The following is an 18,498-nucleotide window of genomic DNA, read 5'->3' on the forward strand; positions in this document are numbered from 1 at the left end:
GTTTATTCTCCATTTGACGGAATAAAAATGTGCCGAGATAAATCTTTACTTTGAGGACAATTAAATGATGATGGATGCCATGGACCAGGCAAATCTCCACCTCGCCTGACATACAATGTGCTTTCTCCTAATAACTGATTGTCAGATTTTCGATATACCTGTGTGCGTAACTGAAATAATTCTGGATTTCCTTTAATTAAATAATTTGTTGTGCCTTCGTAGTAATACTGATCCTCAGGTTTAGCAAGCCACTTAGCTGGGATATAAATAGAGCCATCTTTCTCAAACCGCTCCGTCGGCAACTTCACCGTCTCATAAACCTTAACCCCCCCATCAATCGCACATAGACGTTTTACTTCTCTATCCAGCCGGTCTTTTTCTGTGAAAAAAGAGGCATAGATCAGAGCGAAAGTGAATGCCAGCCAGAAAATTATTTTCATGCGGATGATCCTTGTTCGTGTTGAGGGTCACATTATGTGAAGCACAATACGCTGCTAAATTAGCTTTCAATACTGAAGTGAAAAGTTAACGGCATTAAATCACATCAAATTAATATGTTATAAAGTGTAATATTGCTGTAGATATAAGTTATTGATAGATAATATTTAATACATTTTTGATAGTCGGGAACTAGAGCTATAGTCAAATCTGGTGTATGGGGAATCAAGCGGCTTGCTGTTTTTGATCTCCTTTTTGTTTAACGCCATTAACGAATTTGATGCCCTGCATTTCACAGGATAATCATAGAAAGCCAGCATGGAATCTTTATCCTTTACCAGATATTCCATCGCTTTTGGATATTTCGTACTGAACCGTTCAATGTTGACACCGGTTGAAAATTGACCAGGTAATTCACGTATTCTGCTTAAATTTCAGACAGGAGAATTTAAGAGGTGATTACCATGGTTATGTATGGAAAGATACGACGGATGTGTTATCGTGAGTACCAGTCAAGCTTGGCAAGCTGACAACGCTTGAATCCAGGCTGTTGCTGGCGCTGGAAGCGGATGAACGCCGTCCGAAGAAGGATCGGCGCACGGCGTTGATGTTGTTCAAAGAGATATTGAACGCTGGTTATACAGGTGGTTATACTATTGTGTGCGATTTTGTTCGTAACTGGCGCAATCAGGTGGGCAGAGTAAAACGGCATATGTGCCACTGAAGTTTGCGCTAGGGGTGATAAGGTGATGCACCCCTCCACCGTTTGAAAGCTTCTTTCCATGAACTTTTTAAGCAGCGAGTGCCTTGCAAGCCTTTTCTGATGAGCAGTTAGAAATACCCTCGACCATGATATTTTCTCCAGTTCAATTTCTTTTAATACCGCCAGTCATAACCTCTTTGTGACTAGATGCAATAGGATTTTTTAGAATCTATATGAACTGAAATTACAGGATAATGCAAATGAAAACGCCGTCTCTAGGGACGGCGACTAACGAACTGGTTTTATAAGATATTGTTTATATGAAAATTTATTTATTAGTTAGTCGCCCCTGAAAAAGTATCAGACAACAGTTGTTGATCTGGAAAAGCCGCCCGAGGAAACGGCTACCTATCAAAATGCATACCCTTGTAGTTTAAATTTCCATCAAGGAATCCGTTCTCGCCACGGGAAAAAGAGCCAAAAAATGGCCAGCAGCCATTGTTTCAGATTCCAGGCGCAAGCAGCCATCAGCAGGTTGATGCGATCACCGACAGCGCCTTTCAGATAGTTCCTTGCCATTCGATAATCCGACTTCAGGTGACCGATAATGGGTTCAATCGCGGCGCGCCTCCTGCACTGTTTTCGCTTCCTGTCTTTCTGGTACCGGGTATCCTTCTTGAGCGCCTTTCCGGGCAAAATGATCTGGGTTCCATTGACTTCACGTTTGCCGCGGTAGCCGCGATCGCATACGGCCTGCCTGGCAGCTTTCCCTCGCGAAATCTCAACATGTCGCAATATCTCCGGTAATGTATGGCTGTCATGCAGATTCTGTTCGTGACTGACAACCCCGACAATCAGATTGCCTTTTGCGGTACTGGCTATCGATGCCTTGCTGCCGTATTCATATTGTTTGTGGTCTTTTCCCTTGGCGACACAGTACACTTGCGGTTCGTGCAATGAGTAGATCTTGTTTTTATCGTTTTGTCGCTGCCGTAATACTCCCTCATACCGTAGAAAATCCTTTTGGTAGCATTCAAACAAACAGTATTGCGGCAGTTCTCTCCTGAGCTCCCGCATCAGAATACCTGCAATGGTTCTGAGTCGCTTCAACGCTCGTTTCGCTTTCGCTCTTTTCTTCACATGCCGGTAGTGCCGGATATCCAGGCGCAGTGACTTCACTTCTTTGACAAAAGTACGCCGCTGTAAAATACCATGGGATTTGGCAATCTTGTTGAGGCGATTGATAATCTTGATCGCCAGTTTGCTATCCGTTGGGTACGTGATGTTCTTCTCATGCACGGTCGTGTCAATATGAATGACGTCTTCCAGCGCCGATTCCCCATGCAAACCAACGCTCATCCGGAAAATCCGCTCTACGCCTTCCGCGCCTATGCGCTTACGAAAATGTACCAGCTCCGTGCTATGACAAGGCAACTTCTGCTGGAACTCTTTCATGCCGCAAAAAGCCTGGTAATAAGGATTACGCTTCCACTGCAGTACTATCGATTCGTCACTCAAATTCTCTAACTGTTTTAGAATCAATAACCCAACCATCAAACGGATCGGCTTACTCGGTGCTCCTGTCGCTGCTGTGTAATGAACCGAAAATGATTCCTCAAATCCTTGCCACGGTATCGCTGATGCAAGCTTCAGCAATGGATCACCGGGATCAAGCTGCATCAGTAAATCTGTTCCAAACAGATTCGGTTGATGAATCGTACTGCTATTTCTTAGCATTTTTAATCACCATTTCGACCAGAAATACAGCACTATTTTAACATTCTAGGTCATTATGATCACTAATAAACAGTATATTTATAACTAATATCAAGTGCTTAGGAATATTTCAGGACCGACTAGTTAAATTCTTGATACCCCAAAAGTTACCCCAATCAAAAAACTGAACGACCCTAAGCTTTCTTACAGATTATAAAGAGGTGCTTTTATGCATAGTTCTATTTGCTTACGGACACCTACTTTCCGATAGATTACCGACAAATGATTGCGGACGGTTTTTTCCGTAATAGATAACTGCGAACCAATTTTCTTAGCCGATAGACCCTGACAAGCAAGCGATGCAACAAGACTTTCGGCCTTGCTCAATCTGCTGCAAGCTGCAATTTCATTCGCATAAGGCAATGTTACTGATTGGTAAGATTTTGATTGCACTTGCTTCGCCGAAAAAGAACTGCGACTCAACCAGAATTTTCCGGAATGAATCGCAGTGATGGCACTCAACAACAACTTACAATTACTGTACTTGCTGATAACGCCCGCCGCGCCAGCTTGCAACATTTTTAACTGCATAAATAGGCTATCTTGTTCAGCAAGAACCAGCACCTTACTTTGAGTACTGTATTTTTTAAGACTTGAAAAATAAGCAATGCTGTGATCGTTTATCAAGAATTGATCGATCATTATTATGTGAGGCTGATGCTGCTTCACCAGATACAATAAATCTCGTATTTGCTTTGTCTCTGCAACCAGGTGACCTAACGAGTAATTTTCTAAAAGTGAACGCAAACCGATCCTGACCAGATCACAATTTTCAACTACTAAAATACGTTTCTTATTTTTCATCTATCTGATTATTAATTGATATTAGAATAATATATGGCAAGCAGAGATATTAGAAATACAGCATGAAACATGTGAAAACAAATTGATTAAGCAAAAAATATATCTAATATTTATACCTGAGTTATTTATTCATGAGATTAATTTATTGTGATGAGAATTGCTGTCCATTATCAGTACATTGATTTAAATCAGGGTGATGTGGTACACAGACATTTACCTTACCAGTACAACTTCTGCTATTGTCTTGAGCCATAAACGTAATTTCGTATACACGACCATTACCATCACCCGCACGTTCTGCTCTCAGAAGTACTCTCTGTTCTTGGATCACTGCATCTGAGCGAATGTTGCTATCGCTTAGACCAATGGGTAATTCATCTTGGGTTACATTGATAATGTCAATGGTGATTTGGTCATTGTTAGGATCGGATACATTTATTATTTCCACTGGAATCATTTTTTTGTTCGGTGGCCAAAGTAGTGCGGGACTGGCAAGAGCAAGTTCACACTTCGGCGCGTCATTTTTGTCCATGACATGAACTATAACCTTGTCTGTACTAATTAAGGTTCCATCGGTAACTAAGAGTTCGATTTCAATATCAGTACCGTCCTCTTGTACTTGCGGCGCAATAAAACTTGGAGTAGGGCTAGAAGGATCTAACAGAGCGATTGTGGGTTCATTGAGTATTGTCCAAATATAGGTTAACGAGTCATTATCAGGATCCATGCTGCCACGACCATCTAACATGACTATTCCTCCTTCATCAACTGTTAGATCATTACCGGCATTCGCAACAGGCGCATGGTTGGCATTGTCGACTTTAACCAAGACTGTGTCCGTACCGTAAGCTGCTCCATCGTCAACAGTCAACTGAAACTCCAGAGTCTCTCCTGATGAACCAACAGCCGGTGCAGTAAAAGTCGGTTGAGCTGTATTCACATCAATTATGGACACGCTAATCCCTCCGGTTTGTTCCCAATGGAATGAAAGGGTATCGTTATCGGGATCGTAGCTATTCGAACCATTGAGAATCACTAAACTTCCTTCCTGGACAATCTGATCGGTTCCTGCCTCTGCAACCGGTGGGTGATTTACATCCTTGATTGTGATATCAACCGTATCAGCTGGACTATCGTTGTAACCATCATTAACAATGAGTTGGAATGTAAGTGTTGTTCCTGCTCTTGAAACATTTGGTGCAGTAAAGGTGGGCCTTTTGGGGTCAACGAGATCGAGAGAAACGATCGGATTGCCAGCTATTTGCTGCCAGTAATAATTCAATGATCTGGATGGATCTCCCTTGCTGTCAGAGCCATCGAGAGTAATCAACTCTCCTTCGTTGAAGGTCTGATCATTGCCTGCATCTGCTAAAGGGGCAAGGGATATTCGAACGTAATAATTGCCATCCGGGTCAGTATTGTCTTGATAAAGCGAATCTGAAGCGGCAACGAATAAGTACAGCGCACCAGTTGGAATCGTAATTAGTGTACCGGTATCAACTATCCTAAAATCTTCGGGTATATCCGTTGGTTGATTACCAAAGTAAGTATTTCCGGTCACGACGTCAATACCGGTATCGATGGCTCCAGGAACTCGATGTAGGTTAGATGCTGCTGCTAAAGTTGGGGAGTTGCTGAAAACACCGATGGTATTCTTATAAGTATCAGCGCTGGGACCTATACTAAAATTCCCCAACTGTTCAAGCAAAATAGTATCACCAGCTGAAAGGTCAAGGCTATTAAGGTCGATAGGTATAGCATTAATGGCACCAGGATCGTTGTTGGTATGTAAATAAGTGGCTTTAGGGTTAATTTTGAATGTCATTGCAGCATAAGAAAGATTTCCGGAAACGGACAACCCCAATAATCCCATCACTAAAAACGATCGTTTGAAGCTTGAATATAGAATATGCAGTGACTTTTGGCATGATAAGGCCAATTGTAATAAGATCTTATGATTCAACTTAGCACCTCATAAATTCGAAATATGTTGCTTGGATTGTCATGTAGCACTTGCAATGCTTGTTCTAACTTGATGCGCTATCAGTTTAGTGAAGAAGGTTTCTTGCAAAGGAAATAATTTCAAGTTTTACCTCACCTCTATAAAAGCAAAAACGCTTTTGATATCAAACGATAGATATAGAAATAATGTTGTTACAACCGAGAGCAATATTGCTAAGAGTTTCCTTAAATATCAGCTGATAACTTAATGCCTTTTATAAAGCTTTTGATATTACAGCCTGAGTGACAATTCTATCGATTGAAGAAATCGGTTTCTCTTTACCTACCCAAGGATCCCCTCCAAAATAGAGCCGGAAAATTTTTTCAGCGGTTCGGGTAGCAAGTGCTTGTGTTGTTAAGGTCGGGTTAGGACCGCCTAATGCATTGGCCAAAGCTGAATTGTCTGCAACAAATAACCTTTTGACCCAGCGAGCCTCCGCATTCGCATCCAATATGGAATCAACATCGCTCAAACCCATTCGCATGGTTGAATGCGGATGAAATAGATAAGGAGGATAGGCGATACGGTGCACCGCAGTTGCGCCAGCTTTTCTTAATAATTGAATGGCTTGCTCTGACAAATATTCGCGGTTGCGGATAGTTCTTGCTGAACGGTTGCGATGATGAATTTCAACACGTGGAATCAGGCCATGTTCATCGGGTGGCTGTGTTGTAGAGAGAGTAATCCGGTTTTGCGCTTCCACATCGTCGTCAGTCATGATGCTGAGGTACATGACGTGATCAAGCTGTTCTAGTAAGTTCTTCATATTTATACCAATGATTCTGCCCATGGTATCTGCGCCGTACCTGCCGCCGTTGAAGCCATTGCTGTACAACCCGGCAATGCCGGCGTCACTGTTTGCAAGGCTGGCAGCAAGAAATGCAGGGGAAACGCTACTGATTTCAATCGCACCATATCCTGGAAAATCAGCCCGTGCCGCTGACCCCGGTCCTTTACTGGCACCAATATCAAATGGCATGAGACCAATAATCACATCCAGAAAGTGATCGGTTAATCCTCGCCCCACCCAATCGTTGGGATTGGGTAAATCGCTCATGAGCCAGAGGCGAGGAGTTTCAATGGCGCCACAAGCCATCACTATGACATGAGCCTCTTCCGTCACAGATTCGCCCGTTGCACCAATTCGCCACGTTACGGCACGAGCGGTTGAATTGCTGTCAGTATGAATGCGAGTAGCAAAAGCATCTGTAATTAAAGTAATGGCTTTACCACCGTTTGTCCAAAGATCAGCTGTCAGTGCCATAGGCATGTAACTGTTATCTGTGGAGCGTTTGGCTTTTAAATTGCGGGGTGCTCCACGTGGAATAATGCAACCTTGAAAGCAATGTCCGCAAAAAGTACAGCCCGATGCAAGAGGGAATTGCAATTTAACAGGATCATTGGTTTTTCCAGCATTTCCACGCGGTTGAAGAATAGCGTTTTCTTGTGGGCGAAATGCAGCATGTGTAATATCTTTGGTGTTTTGAAAGGGTAATCCCATTTTTTCAGCTCCGAGGAAGAAAGCTTGCTCTTTTTTTCCCATCGGCGCTGTTTGTACCGGCAGCGTTTCTTCTACCCATTGATAATAAGGAATTAATTCGTTATAGCTAAAAGGAAAAAGATAGTTTGTATCATATGCATTTGTATCACTACTAGAGTACCCAAGAAAAGCACCTGGCATGGCACGTGGTGAATTACCATAGTAGTGCTGCGTAGTACCACCGACGCCTGATACCTGAGAAATTGCAGAAAGCTGGGGTAACTCACGCCGGAAGGCCGGTTTTAAGCGGTTGGCTGGCCCAAACCGAAAATAACCGGATAGTGGATTATTCGCATCAACTTCTAATCTTGAAAATTCCTGCTCTGGATCTGCGCGAGCAGCACCAGCTTCCAACACTAGAACATCAAGACCACGAGCCGCCAATTCTTTGGCAACGACTGCGCCACCTCCTCCGGCTCCGATTACTATAACATCCTTCATCATTTTCTCCTTTCTTACTCAATTTGCCTTGCGATTTTCGCGATAGTAACCAAGAAATTCTGCGTGACCATCGGCCGGGCCAGAATACCCCGTAAGAATCCAACTGAGAGGAGTCGCTATGAGTTTCCCAGTCATCGGATCTATTACTCCTGCCTCGGAGTATGCAAGAAATCCGGCAAATTGCAGCAACGTTCCGGCAAGCGGTTTAAGAGATGGGTCTATCTGTCCACTTTCCAGTAAAGCAAACACTAACGCTTTTTCAGGAAATGCGAGATTTGCAAATGGAGAGATGAATGGTCCGGATACTGAGGGATTAATTGCTGACGCGACATTATTTAAAATTGTGGCGACTGTGACGGAGAAATTTCCGGCAAATGGCATGAAATCATTTAATGCAAAAATGAAGCTTTCGGTTACACCTGCATCAACCCCACCAAAATCTATTGTATGAACTCCTTGATGAATCGAATAACTATCCGATCCAGGTACTATAAATGCAAGTAAACCATTGACAGTTTCATGCAAAACATTCTGCTCAATTGATTGATCGGTTCGGGCCCAACTTAAATAAGAAAGCTGCGCCAGTGCCCCTGTTAATGCAAGTAATCCGCTTTGCTGTATAAATTTTCTGCGTGAACAGGAAAAACTATTTAAAGGTAAAGATTGTATTTTTCCTGCAAAACTTTTCTTAAAATTCTGTGATTCATTTTTATTTATTTCGTTAAGTTTGATTCTTATTTTATTAGTCACTTTGATACCATGATTAATTGCCCGATTCCATTCATTTATTTTTGATTTATGTTCCATTTGGCACCTCCCGGCTTTTAAGAACAACTACTTTCAATCTTAAATTTTGTTTTTATGGTTATTATGATTGCAGTGATAGGCTTACAAATAGCTTACAAAATGCAGGAATATTGAAGAAAGTTGAAAAGCGATGGCACAAAGAAGATATCCCACCAAGATTATTCCGCCGGACTATGAGCGGGTTTTTGAGCGGAAGCGATTATTTGCTTTAATCGAGCAGCGAAAGACAGCCGAACTGATATGGGTGAATGGCTCACCGGGTGCTGGGAAAACAGTGCTTGTAGCAAGTTTTTTGAAAAATCGCGGCGGAAAGTTTATATGGTATCGAGTGGATAACAACGAAAGAGACTTTTCGGATATTTTTTATTTTTTGTTGATGGCGGCGCAAAAGAATTACCCCGGCGAGAAACTCAAGCTGCCGGTCTTTACTGCGGAATACGCCGATGACATTGAGAACTTTGCACGTGTATTTTTTCGTGACTTCTTTTCTGCACTTACGCAAGAAACAGCGTTAGTTCTGGATAACTGTCAAGAGCTGGAACAAGATCTCAAGTTTTTCCGCCTGCTACAAATCGCGATTGATCAATTGCCGCAAGGCTTGCAGTTGATATGTATCAGCAGAAATCGTCCTGGAGTGGAATTGGAACGATTATTTGTGACGAACCGAATGGTGGAAATCGGTGAATCTGAATTGCAATTTACAGACCAAGAAAGCAATGAATTTATTCAATGGTTAGACCCAGATTTTGATGAGAGGAAAATCCGCTTTATCCAGGCGAAGTCTCAGGGCTGGGCTGCGGGGATGGTGTTGATGGCCAGGCAAGTGGCCATTTCGGAGGAATCTGAAAATTTGGATGAGCATTGCAGCATCCATAGTTACTTGTTGATGGAGTCATGGCCGAGTTTGTCGCACCCATTGCAAAAATTTCTGGTAGCTTGCGCATTGTTTAGTCAGTTCACAGCGGAGATGGGTAAAGCATTGACTGGTTATCGCCAGGCAAAATCAGATCTCGATACGCTTGTTTCAAAGAATTTCCTGATTGAGAGAACCTTGGGTGCACAACCTATTTATCGCATTCATCCATTATTCAGAGATTTGTTGCTGACCCAGATACCAAGGATGTTTTCCAGTTCAGAGTGGCAAATTCTGCAACGTAAGGCGGCTCAAATATTGGTGCAACAGGATCGCGCAATCGAAGCTTTATCCATTTATCAACAGCTGCAAGATTGGGTTGTGTTAAAAACCTTGTTGTTACAGCAAGCTCAGCAGTTGATTAACACTGGGCGACATCGAACCATACTGCTGTGGATCAAAGTGTTACCGGATACCGAGTTAGAGACGGATGCATGGTTAAGTTACTGGTATGCAATTGCATTAAAACCTTCCGATCCGCTACTGGCGGAAAAACAGTTAGAGAAAAGCTATCAACGCTTCATTTCCGTACATGATATTAAAGGTATTTATTTAGCGTGGATAAATGCAATTGAAGCGATTGCAATTAGCTGGGATGATTTTTCCAAACTGAGAGAATGGATGAGTCGTTTTGATGAAATACGCAAAAATTATTCTACAGGTGTAACCATTGAGTTAAAAATCCAATTTTATGCAACAGCCCTTCAGGCTTTCTCAATCTTTAACATTCAGCATCCATTATCTCGTAGTTTAATCAGAATCTGCGAGGGCTTATTTCGTTTTATTCCAATTAAGGCTCTCAAGACAGGGATGAGCTTGCAACTGGCGCAGTATTACATGTTCAATCTCCAATTTACTAAAGCTCAATCTTTTTTTCCTTATCTGCAACAGGCATTGGACGATGAAGCTCTGCCAACAATGATAAGAGTCATGAGTGCCTATCTATTAATTGTTAAAAGTCTATTAGTGGCCGATTCCATAAAAGGCCTCGAATATACTCAAAAAGGGCTGGAGTTATCTAATAAATCAGGTCTTTATTTATTTGAAGGCATGTTACTCGCCAACAGTGTGGGTTGCCATATAAATTGCGGCGATCTGACAAACGCTGAAAATGCATTGCAAAAAGCAATTGATTCCAGACATGATCGCCAGCGCATCCCGATAGTGATGCACCATATTTATACTGTCTGGCTTGCCGCACTAACTAACAAGCGGCAATATGCTTTAGATCAAAATAAGCAGGCGCTGCATCTGGCGCAATTGGTTCACTTTGAAATCGCTTACGCTGGTATTTGGTCACTGGAAGTTCAATTACAGGCTGAATTGTCACAGTGGCATAGCGCGGAACAAACACTTCAATTGTTAGCTGCCGCGGCGCAGGATGCCAATAACAAGCATACTCTGGTTCAATACCATGTGGCTGCTGCCTGGCTTGGTTATCTCCAACATGATGAGTTGCGAATGTTACTAGCTGTGAAAGAGCTATTAGGAATATTACGATCTGAAAATTTTTTTGCTTTTTTTGGATGGCGCCCGAAGGTTTTTGAATCTTTGTGTTTAGTCGCCATTGAAAACGGTATTGAACAAGAATACGCCATCAAGTTACTAAAAAAACACCAGTTGCTAACTTTGCCGCCGGTGCATTTGGAGCAGTGGCCGTGGTCAGTGCGGATTTATAGTTTTGGAACACTGGAAATTCTGGTCAATGGAAAACCAGTCGAGCAGTCGGGTAAAGGTCAAAAGAAAATTCTGGAATTGCTGGAAATGCTGATTAATCTTGGAGGTCGTGATGTGCATTGCGATCATTTGGCAGTCATTTTATGGCCCGACGTTGAAGGTGATCTTGCTAGACAGTCATTGGAAACCACTTTACACAGATTAAGAAAGCTAGTAGGTAGGGAAACTGTATTATTGAACAATAGCCTTTTGTCGCTCAATCCTCATCTGTGCTGGTTGGATCTATGGGCATTCGAAGCAACTGCTGTGGAGCTTGAGCAAGCACTGTCGGTTAGTGGACAGCAACAAATTATCGATAAGCTGACTGATCGATTGCTTAAGCTATACCGTGGAGCGTTTCTAAAAAATAATGATTCCGGACTTGTGATATTGACTCAGGAACAATTGCTCAATAAATTGAGCCGTTTGCTTGATCGTGTCATTGATGTTTATCAAGCGAGTGGTGCACACGAACGGGTTCGGCATTTGCTTCATCAGCAGCTAGAATATAAACCTCTGGTGGAGAATAATTATCGGCGGTTGATGCGTCATTACGCCAATCAAGGACAATTAGATGAGGCATTACAAATCTACCGGCAATGTCAGCGAGTTCTATGCCAAGGATTTAACATGCAGTTGTCGAGTGATATTCAGTTATTGCTCAAACAGATCCAAAGTCAGATTGTATGAAGGAGTTAAGTACATGGTTTTCGCTTCGCGAGGAAGCAATGGCCTTGAATGAGGTACCAAACTTTGCTGGTGAATATCGCTCGAACCATGACCTTGCTGTGGTAGCGCTTGAAAATATTATTTATTCTCATATCCTTAAGAATTATTGCAACTAAAGCCTTTTTAAAATAAGTATGGTAACGCAAGGTACCGCTTTAATTATCTGCTTGATCCGTTCAAGTGAAATCATTCATTCCAGTTGAGAGGAAATGGTCTCTAATTTGAGGGGAGAATAGGGTAACGAGAAAGTTGTGCGCAAAAGAATTCGAATTAGATGCGATTAGTCCAGTATTTGAACTGGAGCATACTATGATGGGAGCATTTTGGAGCTTGGAAATCAATGACAACAAGCAAAGGTAGGCTAGGGAGTACCAAGCGGACACTGTCGATCAGTGATTCCGGGATAGTGGGAAACTGACACAGAGACAAGAAGAAATTCGATAGTTTAGCCGCAGATCAAGCTGCTGGAGAGGGCAAAATACTAAAGGAAGCGGCGGTTTTTTCGCAAAAGAAACGAAGTGAAGTATTCGTTTATCGTCCAAAGGAAGAAGATCTATCCGGTTGGTTTGATGTGCCAACTCATAAGTTTGAATTGGAATGCCTACTATATTTATATCCGGTACATTCACAATTTTTTAAAAAATTTTAAGAGCTGATTAATTGCCTGGATTTATGATTTAATCAAAGAATTACGTACTTCGGAGGGAGTCAATCCATATCGTTGCTTGAAGATGCGGTTGAACCAGGAAATATTGTTGAACCCCATATCAAAAGCTAATGTGCTGATGCTTCTATCAATGTGTGAAGGATTGCACAGAAAACGATAAGTTTGCTCGAGACGTAATCCGGTAACGCGCTTGAATCGCACTTATCCCGGCAAAGCGGACACCGGTACTTTTATTCTGGATTTTTTCAATGAGCCGCAGGATATTCTCGATGCCTTTCAGCCCTATTACCAGACGGCGGAACTAGCGGATGTTTCCGACCCGGACTTGATTTTTGATCTGTTTGATAAACTCAAAGCTGCCGGTATATTCACTTGGAACGAAATAGAACAGTTCTGTGCTGCCTTCTTCACCAAAAACAAAAGCAATGCCGCCATTGCCAATATCTGCAAGCCTGCTGTAGAGCGCTGGCAGAAACGCTATCAATCAGCGCTGGAAGCCTACCGATTGGCGAAGGAAATGTTTGAGCGCAGCAAGAAAACCCGTGATGCAGTGCTAATCGCCAATGCGGAAAACAGCTTTAAGGAATGCAAGAAAGAGAAGGATGCGCTCGATATTTTTAAAAAGGATTTGGGTACTTTCGTGCGGTTCTATGAATTCATGTCGCAGATCGTCGATTACGACGATAAATCATTGGAAAAACTCAGCCTGTATGCGCGGCATTTACGCCCGATGCTGCGCGAAACCCTGATGGAAGAAGATGACATCGATTTAAGCGGCGTATTGCTCAGTCATTACCGCTTGTCCAAAATTCGCCAGCAGGACTTGAAATTACAACAAAATACCGGTGAATATCAGCTCAAACCCGGGGAGGGGCTGGGTACGGCCAGCGCTAAAGATAAGCAGGAAGAATTTCTGTCACAGATCATCAGCCGTTTAAATGAGCTTTTTATTACCGACTATCTGACAGAGAAAGACCTGGTGAATTACGCCTATACCATCCGGGATAAAGTCAGTGAGAATGCCTTGGTCATGAAGCAAATCGCCAATAATTCACCGGAACAAGCGATGCTGGGAGATTTTGTCGAAGCCGTGGATGACGCCGTCATAGATAGCGGCGAGGCGCATCAAAACCAGATGATGCAATTATTATCCGATCCTGCCAAATCAGCCCGTTTTGCCAAAGTGGTGTTTGATTTGTTGAAGCTGGCGAAGTGAGACTTGGTAGATTTGTTGAGCTTAGTTTTGCATAGTGATGTATGCATCGGCATTACACATGCAATTAGAATTAGGATTCTCGATGCATCGGTATAATTTCGGCACCGGTTTTTAGTTTATCCAGATAATCAGCCCATTGTTGCATCATCTTGCGTCGCTCAGGTAAGTGGGCTGTACGATTATAAGCGCGGCCATTAGGGTCACGTACCGAGTGAGCAAGCTGATGTTCGATAAAATCAGGGCGAACGCCTAAGACTTCATCAAGTATTGTTCGCGCTACTGCCCGAAAGCCATGTCCGCTCATTTCTTCTTTATCAATACCTAGGCGGCGCATTGCGGCAAGAATTGCATTGTCGCTCATCGGGCGGATAAAACTGCGTGCGCTCGGAAAAACAAACCGGCTGTTTCCGGTGAGTGGTTGCAATTCACGTAATATTTCTATGGCCTGGGTTGCAAGCGGAACGATATGCGGTGTATTGGTTTTAGTGACAAGGTAGCGCCATTCGGCTGCTTCAAAGTCGATATCCACCCATTGGGCGTTGCGTAATTCACCAGGACGTACAAAAACCAGAGGAGCAAGACGGAGAGCGCAGCGTACCGTAAGCGTGCCCGCATACTCATCCAATGCTCTAAGAATTTCCGCTACACGTTTTGGTTCAGTGGTAGCCGCAAAATGTGTGCCTTTGACTGGGGGTAATGCGCCTCGCAAATCACCGGATGGATCGCGTTGAGCGCGCCCGGTCGCCACGGCATAACGAAATACCTGCCCGCAATTACTCAACGCTCTATGTGCGGTTTCCAATGCACCCCGGTTTTCAATCCGACGCACTACAGTGAGTAGCTCAGGTGCATTAATCTCAGCAATAGGTCGTCCGCCAATCCAAGGAAAAATGTCTCGCTCAAATCGCCGGATGATACGGTCGCCGTGATGCGATGCCCAGGTTGAGGCGAATTTGGCAAACCATTCTCGTGCTATAACTTCAAAACTATTCGCAACTAGCTCTGCTCGTGCTGATTTCTGAATCTTGCGGTTTTCGCTTGGATTCACACCATTGGCGACCAATTTTCGAGCCTCATCCCGGCGCTCACGTGCATCTTTTAAACTGACGTCAGGATAAACACCCAGCGATAACAACTTTTCCTTGCCGTCAAACATAAAACGAAATCGCCACCACTTACCCCCGGTTGGGGTAACAAGCAGAAACAATCCTCGCTCGTCATATAGCTTAATTGGCTTCGCGCCTGGCTTTGCGTTACGAATTGAGGTATCAGTTAGTGGCATAGGGGTAACTCCTAAACATGAATTGGAGTTACCCCGGAGAGTTACCCCTATTAATTGCTGGATGCTATAGGATAATATTACCCAATATTGGACACAAATGGCAATAAAAAACCCGCACTTAGGCGGGTTCTAGGATGTTATTGGATTTCTTAAAACACTCAATTGGTGGAGACGGCGGGAATCGAACCCGCGTCCGCAAGCCCTCTACAGACAGTTCTACATACTTAGCCATGTTATTTAATTTGACCTGGCTACCGCCAACCGGCAGGCTGATGACAGGCGAGTCACCTATTATTTAACGTTCTATAAAGTGACCCTATAGAACGCGATCCCCGTTAGTGACTCTGCTGTCTGTTGCCAGACCCGGCGTTGAGGCCCACCGGTGCAGAGGCTAGCCGATTAAGCGGCTAAAGCGTAGTTTTCGTCGTTTGCGACTATTGTTTTCAGATGGATTTACGAGGTAATCTGATCCTCGGTATGCCCTGCGCTGCTTTGCAACCCACGTCGAAACCAGATCGTCCCCGGTATTCGTTTTGGTAGTGCATAGGATGGTGATGAAAGCTTAAAGTTCAAGTCCTATGCGTCGGCTATTCTAGCAGAAATAGCGCGCAATTCTTTAGAGATAAGCCAGAAGTTCTTCAGGGTGATCGATTAGATGCCGTGCACCCCAAGTTTCCGGCGGTTGTTCGTTACCGAGATAGCCGTAACGGGCGATAATCGGGTGCATGCCGGCAGCGAGGCTGGCTTGCACGTCACGAATGTCGTCACCCAGATAGATACAATTTGCGGGGGAGATATCAATTTTGCGGCTGGCGGTCAACAGCGGTTCCGGATGCGGCTTGGTATTGGCGATTTCGTCGCCGCAGATGATGCAAGCGACCTGTTGCGCCAGGCCAAGTGCATGGATTAACGGATGTGCGAACCGCGATGGTTTATTGGTGACGATACCCCACGGCAGGTTGCGTTTTTTCAGTTGACCGAGCAATTCATCGACGCCGGGGAACAGACGAGTATCGTGACAGAGCCGTTCGGTGTAAAAATCGAGAAATTCGTCGCGCATTGTTTCGTAACCTTGATCACCGGGTTTGATGTTGAAACCCAGTCCCAACAGTCCGCGGGATCCAGCGGAAGCCAAGGGGCGGATTTCTGCGATGGGCAATTCAGGCAAGCCTCGGGCAGTACGTTGCCGGTTCAAGGCATGGCCCAGATCGGGCGCGGTATCGGCGAGAGTGCCATCGAAGTCGAAGAGAACAGCTTTAATCATGGAGTAGGGGATATAGTAAAAAGCGAGTGTTCGGTACGGATTAACTGCGATACGCCATGATGTAGTTGACGTCGGTATCCTGCTCCAATGCATAGACTTTGGTGATCGGGTTGTACGTCATACCGATCAGTTGCTCATCGGTCAAACTGGCATTACGCGCCATGCGGGCGAGTTCGGATGGTTTGATGAATTTGGCGTATTCGTGCGTACCGCGCGGCAGCAGTTTAAGAATGTATTCAGCGCCGATGATGGCGAACAAGTAGGCTTTTGGATTGCGGTTGATGGTCGAGAAGAAAACCCAGCCGCCCGGTTTGGCTAATTGCGCGCAAGAACGGATTACGCTCATCGGGTCCGGCACGTGTTCGAGCATTTCCATGCACGTAACCACATCATAATGCTGCGGTTGTTCTTTAGCCAGCGATTCCACGGTGATCTTGCGGTAATCAACGCGATGCCCGCTTTCTAGCAAATGCAGTTTCGCGACTTTGAGCGCCTTGTCGCTGAGGTCGATGCCGGTGACATGCGCACCCATCGAGGCCATGCCTTCGGATAAAATGCCGCCGCCGCAGCCGACATCCAATACGGTTTTTCCGGTTAATCCGCCAACCAGGTCATTGATGTAGTTAAGACGTAACGGATTGATCTCGTGCAAGGGTTTGAATTCGCTGTTTGGATCCCACCAGCGGTGCGCGAGCTGGCTGAATTTTTCCAATTCAAGCGGGTCTACGTTGATGCCATCATTTTCCATATCTACATTCCCTTAATTTTTAGCTGAATTCCCGATGCGCTCTTGCCAGAAAGTCGCGCGGTATCTGAGTTCCCGGGGATTCAGTGTTGTCAATTCACCATTGTTCAGCAGCATTTTACCATTTACCCAGACATGACTGACATGCTCGCGCCCTGCGGCATAGATCAAATGTGATACCGGGTTGTAACAAGGAGCGAGATTGAGATCGGAAAATTTGACCGCTGTGATATCGGCGGCCTTGCCGATGGTCAGTGATCCGATAATATTATCCAAGCCAAGTGCTTTCGAGCTATTCAAGGTTGCCATCCTCAAAACTTGGTGCGCAGGGAGGATTTCAGCGCGATGACTGGTGATTTTTGCCAGTAATGCCGCGAGCCGCATTTCTTCAAACAGATCCAAGCGATTGTTACTGGCCGCGCCATCGGTGCCAAGACCGACATTGATGCCTTGGTTCAATAATGTTGCAACCGGAGAGAAGCCGCTAGCCAGCTTCATGTTTGAAGACGGGCAATGAACAATGTTGCAAAGATGTTGATGCATCAATTTGATTTCATAATCGGTCAGATGTGTCATGTGCACCGCGATCAAATTAGGGCCGAGTAACCCGAGATGGTGCAGGCGTTCTATCGGTCGCATCCCAGTTGATTTCAGGCTCAGGCGAATTTCTTCTTCGGTTTCATGCAAGTGAGTATGGATTGGCACATTGAGTTGTTCGGCATAGGTCAGAACGCTACCGAATGTTTTATCGCTAACGGTATAAGGTGCATGAGGTGCAAAGCAAAAAGACAGCAACGGATGATTTTGATAGCGATCGCGCAGCTCAAGGCCTTTTGCGAGATAGTCGTCGGCATCGCTGGCATAGGCGGTTGGAAAATCGATGACCACCATGCCGATAGTGGCGCGCATGCCGGCATTGATAGCGGCTTCTGCGCTGGATTGAGGAAAGAAATACATGTCATTGAAGCAGGTGATGCCGCCCTTGATCATCTCAGCGCAGGCGAGTTGCGCGCCGTCGAAAACAAATTGCGCATTGACATGCTGATTTTCAGTTGGCCATATGTGTTGATGCAGCCATTCCATTAGCGGTAAATCGTCGGCAAACCCGCGCATCAACGTCATGGCGGCGTGCGTGTGCAAATTAATCAGGCCAGGGATTAGCACATGATCGTCGAGCATTATTGTTTGGTGTGGCTGGTAGCGCTGTTTGGCTTCCGGCAACGGCAAAATATCCTGAATGATTCCTTGGTGCACTGCTATGGCGTGGTGATTGAGAATTGTATCTGCGGGCTCAACCGGAATAATCCATCGGGCGGAGATGAGCGTATCGATTTCTGTCCGATCATTCATGAAAACATTAGTATCAAAAAACAAAAAGCCCTGTATTTCAACAGGGCTTTAAAGTGAAAATAGATAAGGTTTTTTTTGTAATTACCATTCAATCACGTTATGGTG

At 44.4% G+C, this 18,498-nt stretch carries 12 protein-coding genes, 1 other RNA gene and 1 pseudogene; 2 read left to right on the plus strand and 12 right to left on the minus strand.

The features are described 5' to 3' along the window. Positions 1-2: 2 nt before the first annotated feature. The 6 genes and pseudogenes from ACV7NC_RS01445 to ACV7NC_RS01470 all read right to left on the minus strand — a co-directional run bounded on the left by ACV7NC_RS01445 (position 3) and on the right by ACV7NC_RS01470 (position 8,511). Positions 3-440, minus strand: a complete 438-nt coding sequence (locus tag ACV7NC_RS01445; protein WP_458153659.1) for a hypothetical protein — start codon at positions 438-440, stop codon at positions 3-5. A gap of 1,036 nt (positions 441-1,476) precedes the next feature. Beyond that, positions 1,477-2,878, minus strand: a pseudogene (locus ACV7NC_RS01450) (IS5 family transposase). A gap of 183 nt (positions 2,879-3,061) precedes the next feature. Further along, a complete protein-coding gene (locus tag ACV7NC_RS01455; RefSeq protein ID WP_458153660.1) occupies positions 3,062-3,721 on the minus strand; it encodes a response regulator transcription factor in 660 nt (219 codons plus the stop codon). Between the two features lie 142 nt (positions 3,722-3,863). Further along, a complete protein-coding gene (locus ACV7NC_RS01460; RefSeq protein ID WP_458153662.1) occupies positions 3,864-5,684 on the minus strand; it encodes a PKD domain-containing protein in 1,821 nt (606 codons plus the stop codon). Positions 5,685-5,937: 253 nt separating this feature from the next. After that, the gene (locus ACV7NC_RS01465) at positions 5,938-7,707 is read right to left on the minus strand and encodes a GMC family oxidoreductase N-terminal domain-containing protein (protein ID WP_458153663.1); all 1,770 of its coding nucleotides are present in this window, start codon (positions 7,705-7,707) and stop codon (positions 5,938-5,940) included. Between the two features lie 15 nt (positions 7,708-7,722). Next, positions 7,723-8,511, minus strand: coding sequence for a hypothetical protein (locus tag ACV7NC_RS01470; RefSeq protein WP_458153664.1), 789 nt, complete (start codon positions 8,509-8,511; stop codon positions 7,723-7,725). Positions 8,512-9,151: 640 nt separating this feature from the next. On the opposite strand from ACV7NC_RS01470, the gene ACV7NC_RS01475 reads away from it, so the two are divergent. Next, positions 9,152-11,830: a BTAD domain-containing putative transcriptional regulator gene (locus ACV7NC_RS01475; protein ID WP_458153665.1), complete on the plus strand. Its 2,679-nt coding sequence runs from the start codon at positions 9,152-9,154 to the stop codon at positions 11,828-11,830. Between the two features lie 709 nt (positions 11,831-12,539). Here the strand turns inward: ACV7NC_RS01475 and ACV7NC_RS01480 are convergent. After that, positions 12,540-12,737, minus strand: coding sequence for a helix-turn-helix domain-containing protein (locus ACV7NC_RS01480; RefSeq protein WP_458153667.1), 198 nt, complete (start codon positions 12,735-12,737; stop codon positions 12,540-12,542). On the opposite strand from ACV7NC_RS01480, the gene ACV7NC_RS01485 reads away from it, so the two are divergent. After that, positions 12,727-13,752 carry a hypothetical protein gene (locus ACV7NC_RS01485; RefSeq protein WP_458153668.1) on the plus strand — a complete coding sequence of 342 codons (1,026 nt, stop codon included), beginning with the start codon at positions 12,727-12,729 and terminating at the stop codon, positions 13,750-13,752. The genes ACV7NC_RS01480 and ACV7NC_RS01485 overlap by 11 nt on opposite strands. Before the next feature lie 70 nt (positions 13,753-13,822). Here ACV7NC_RS01485 and ACV7NC_RS01490 read toward each other — a convergent pair whose 3' ends face one another. From ACV7NC_RS01490 to ACV7NC_RS01510, 5 genes are all read right to left on the minus strand, one after another. Continuing rightward, positions 13,823-15,034: a tyrosine-type recombinase/integrase gene (locus ACV7NC_RS01490; RefSeq protein WP_458153669.1), complete on the minus strand. Its 1,212-nt coding sequence runs from the start codon at positions 15,032-15,034 to the stop codon at positions 13,823-13,825. Between the two features lie 163 nt (positions 15,035-15,197). Further along, positions 15,198-15,557, minus strand: a transfer-messenger RNA (tmRNA) gene (gene ssrA / locus ACV7NC_RS01495). A 93-nt stretch (positions 15,558-15,650) separates the two neighbouring features. Next, positions 15,651-16,298, minus strand: a complete 648-nt coding sequence (locus tag ACV7NC_RS01500; protein ID WP_458153670.1) for an HAD family hydrolase — start codon at positions 16,296-16,298, stop codon at positions 15,651-15,653. Between the two features lie 40 nt (positions 16,299-16,338). Then, positions 16,339-17,046, minus strand: a complete 708-nt coding sequence (gene ubiG, locus ACV7NC_RS01505; protein ID WP_458153671.1) for a bifunctional 2-polyprenyl-6-hydroxyphenol methylase/3-demethylubiquinol 3-O-methyltransferase UbiG — start codon at positions 17,044-17,046, stop codon at positions 16,339-16,341. Positions 17,047-17,058: 12 nt separating this feature from the next. Further along, a complete protein-coding gene (locus ACV7NC_RS01510) occupies positions 17,059-18,393 on the minus strand; it encodes a TRZ/ATZ family hydrolase (RefSeq protein ID WP_458153672.1) in 1,335 nt (444 codons plus the stop codon). Positions 18,394-18,498 lie beyond the last annotated feature (105 nt).

The organism is Nitrosomonas limosa (assembly GCF_054188085.1).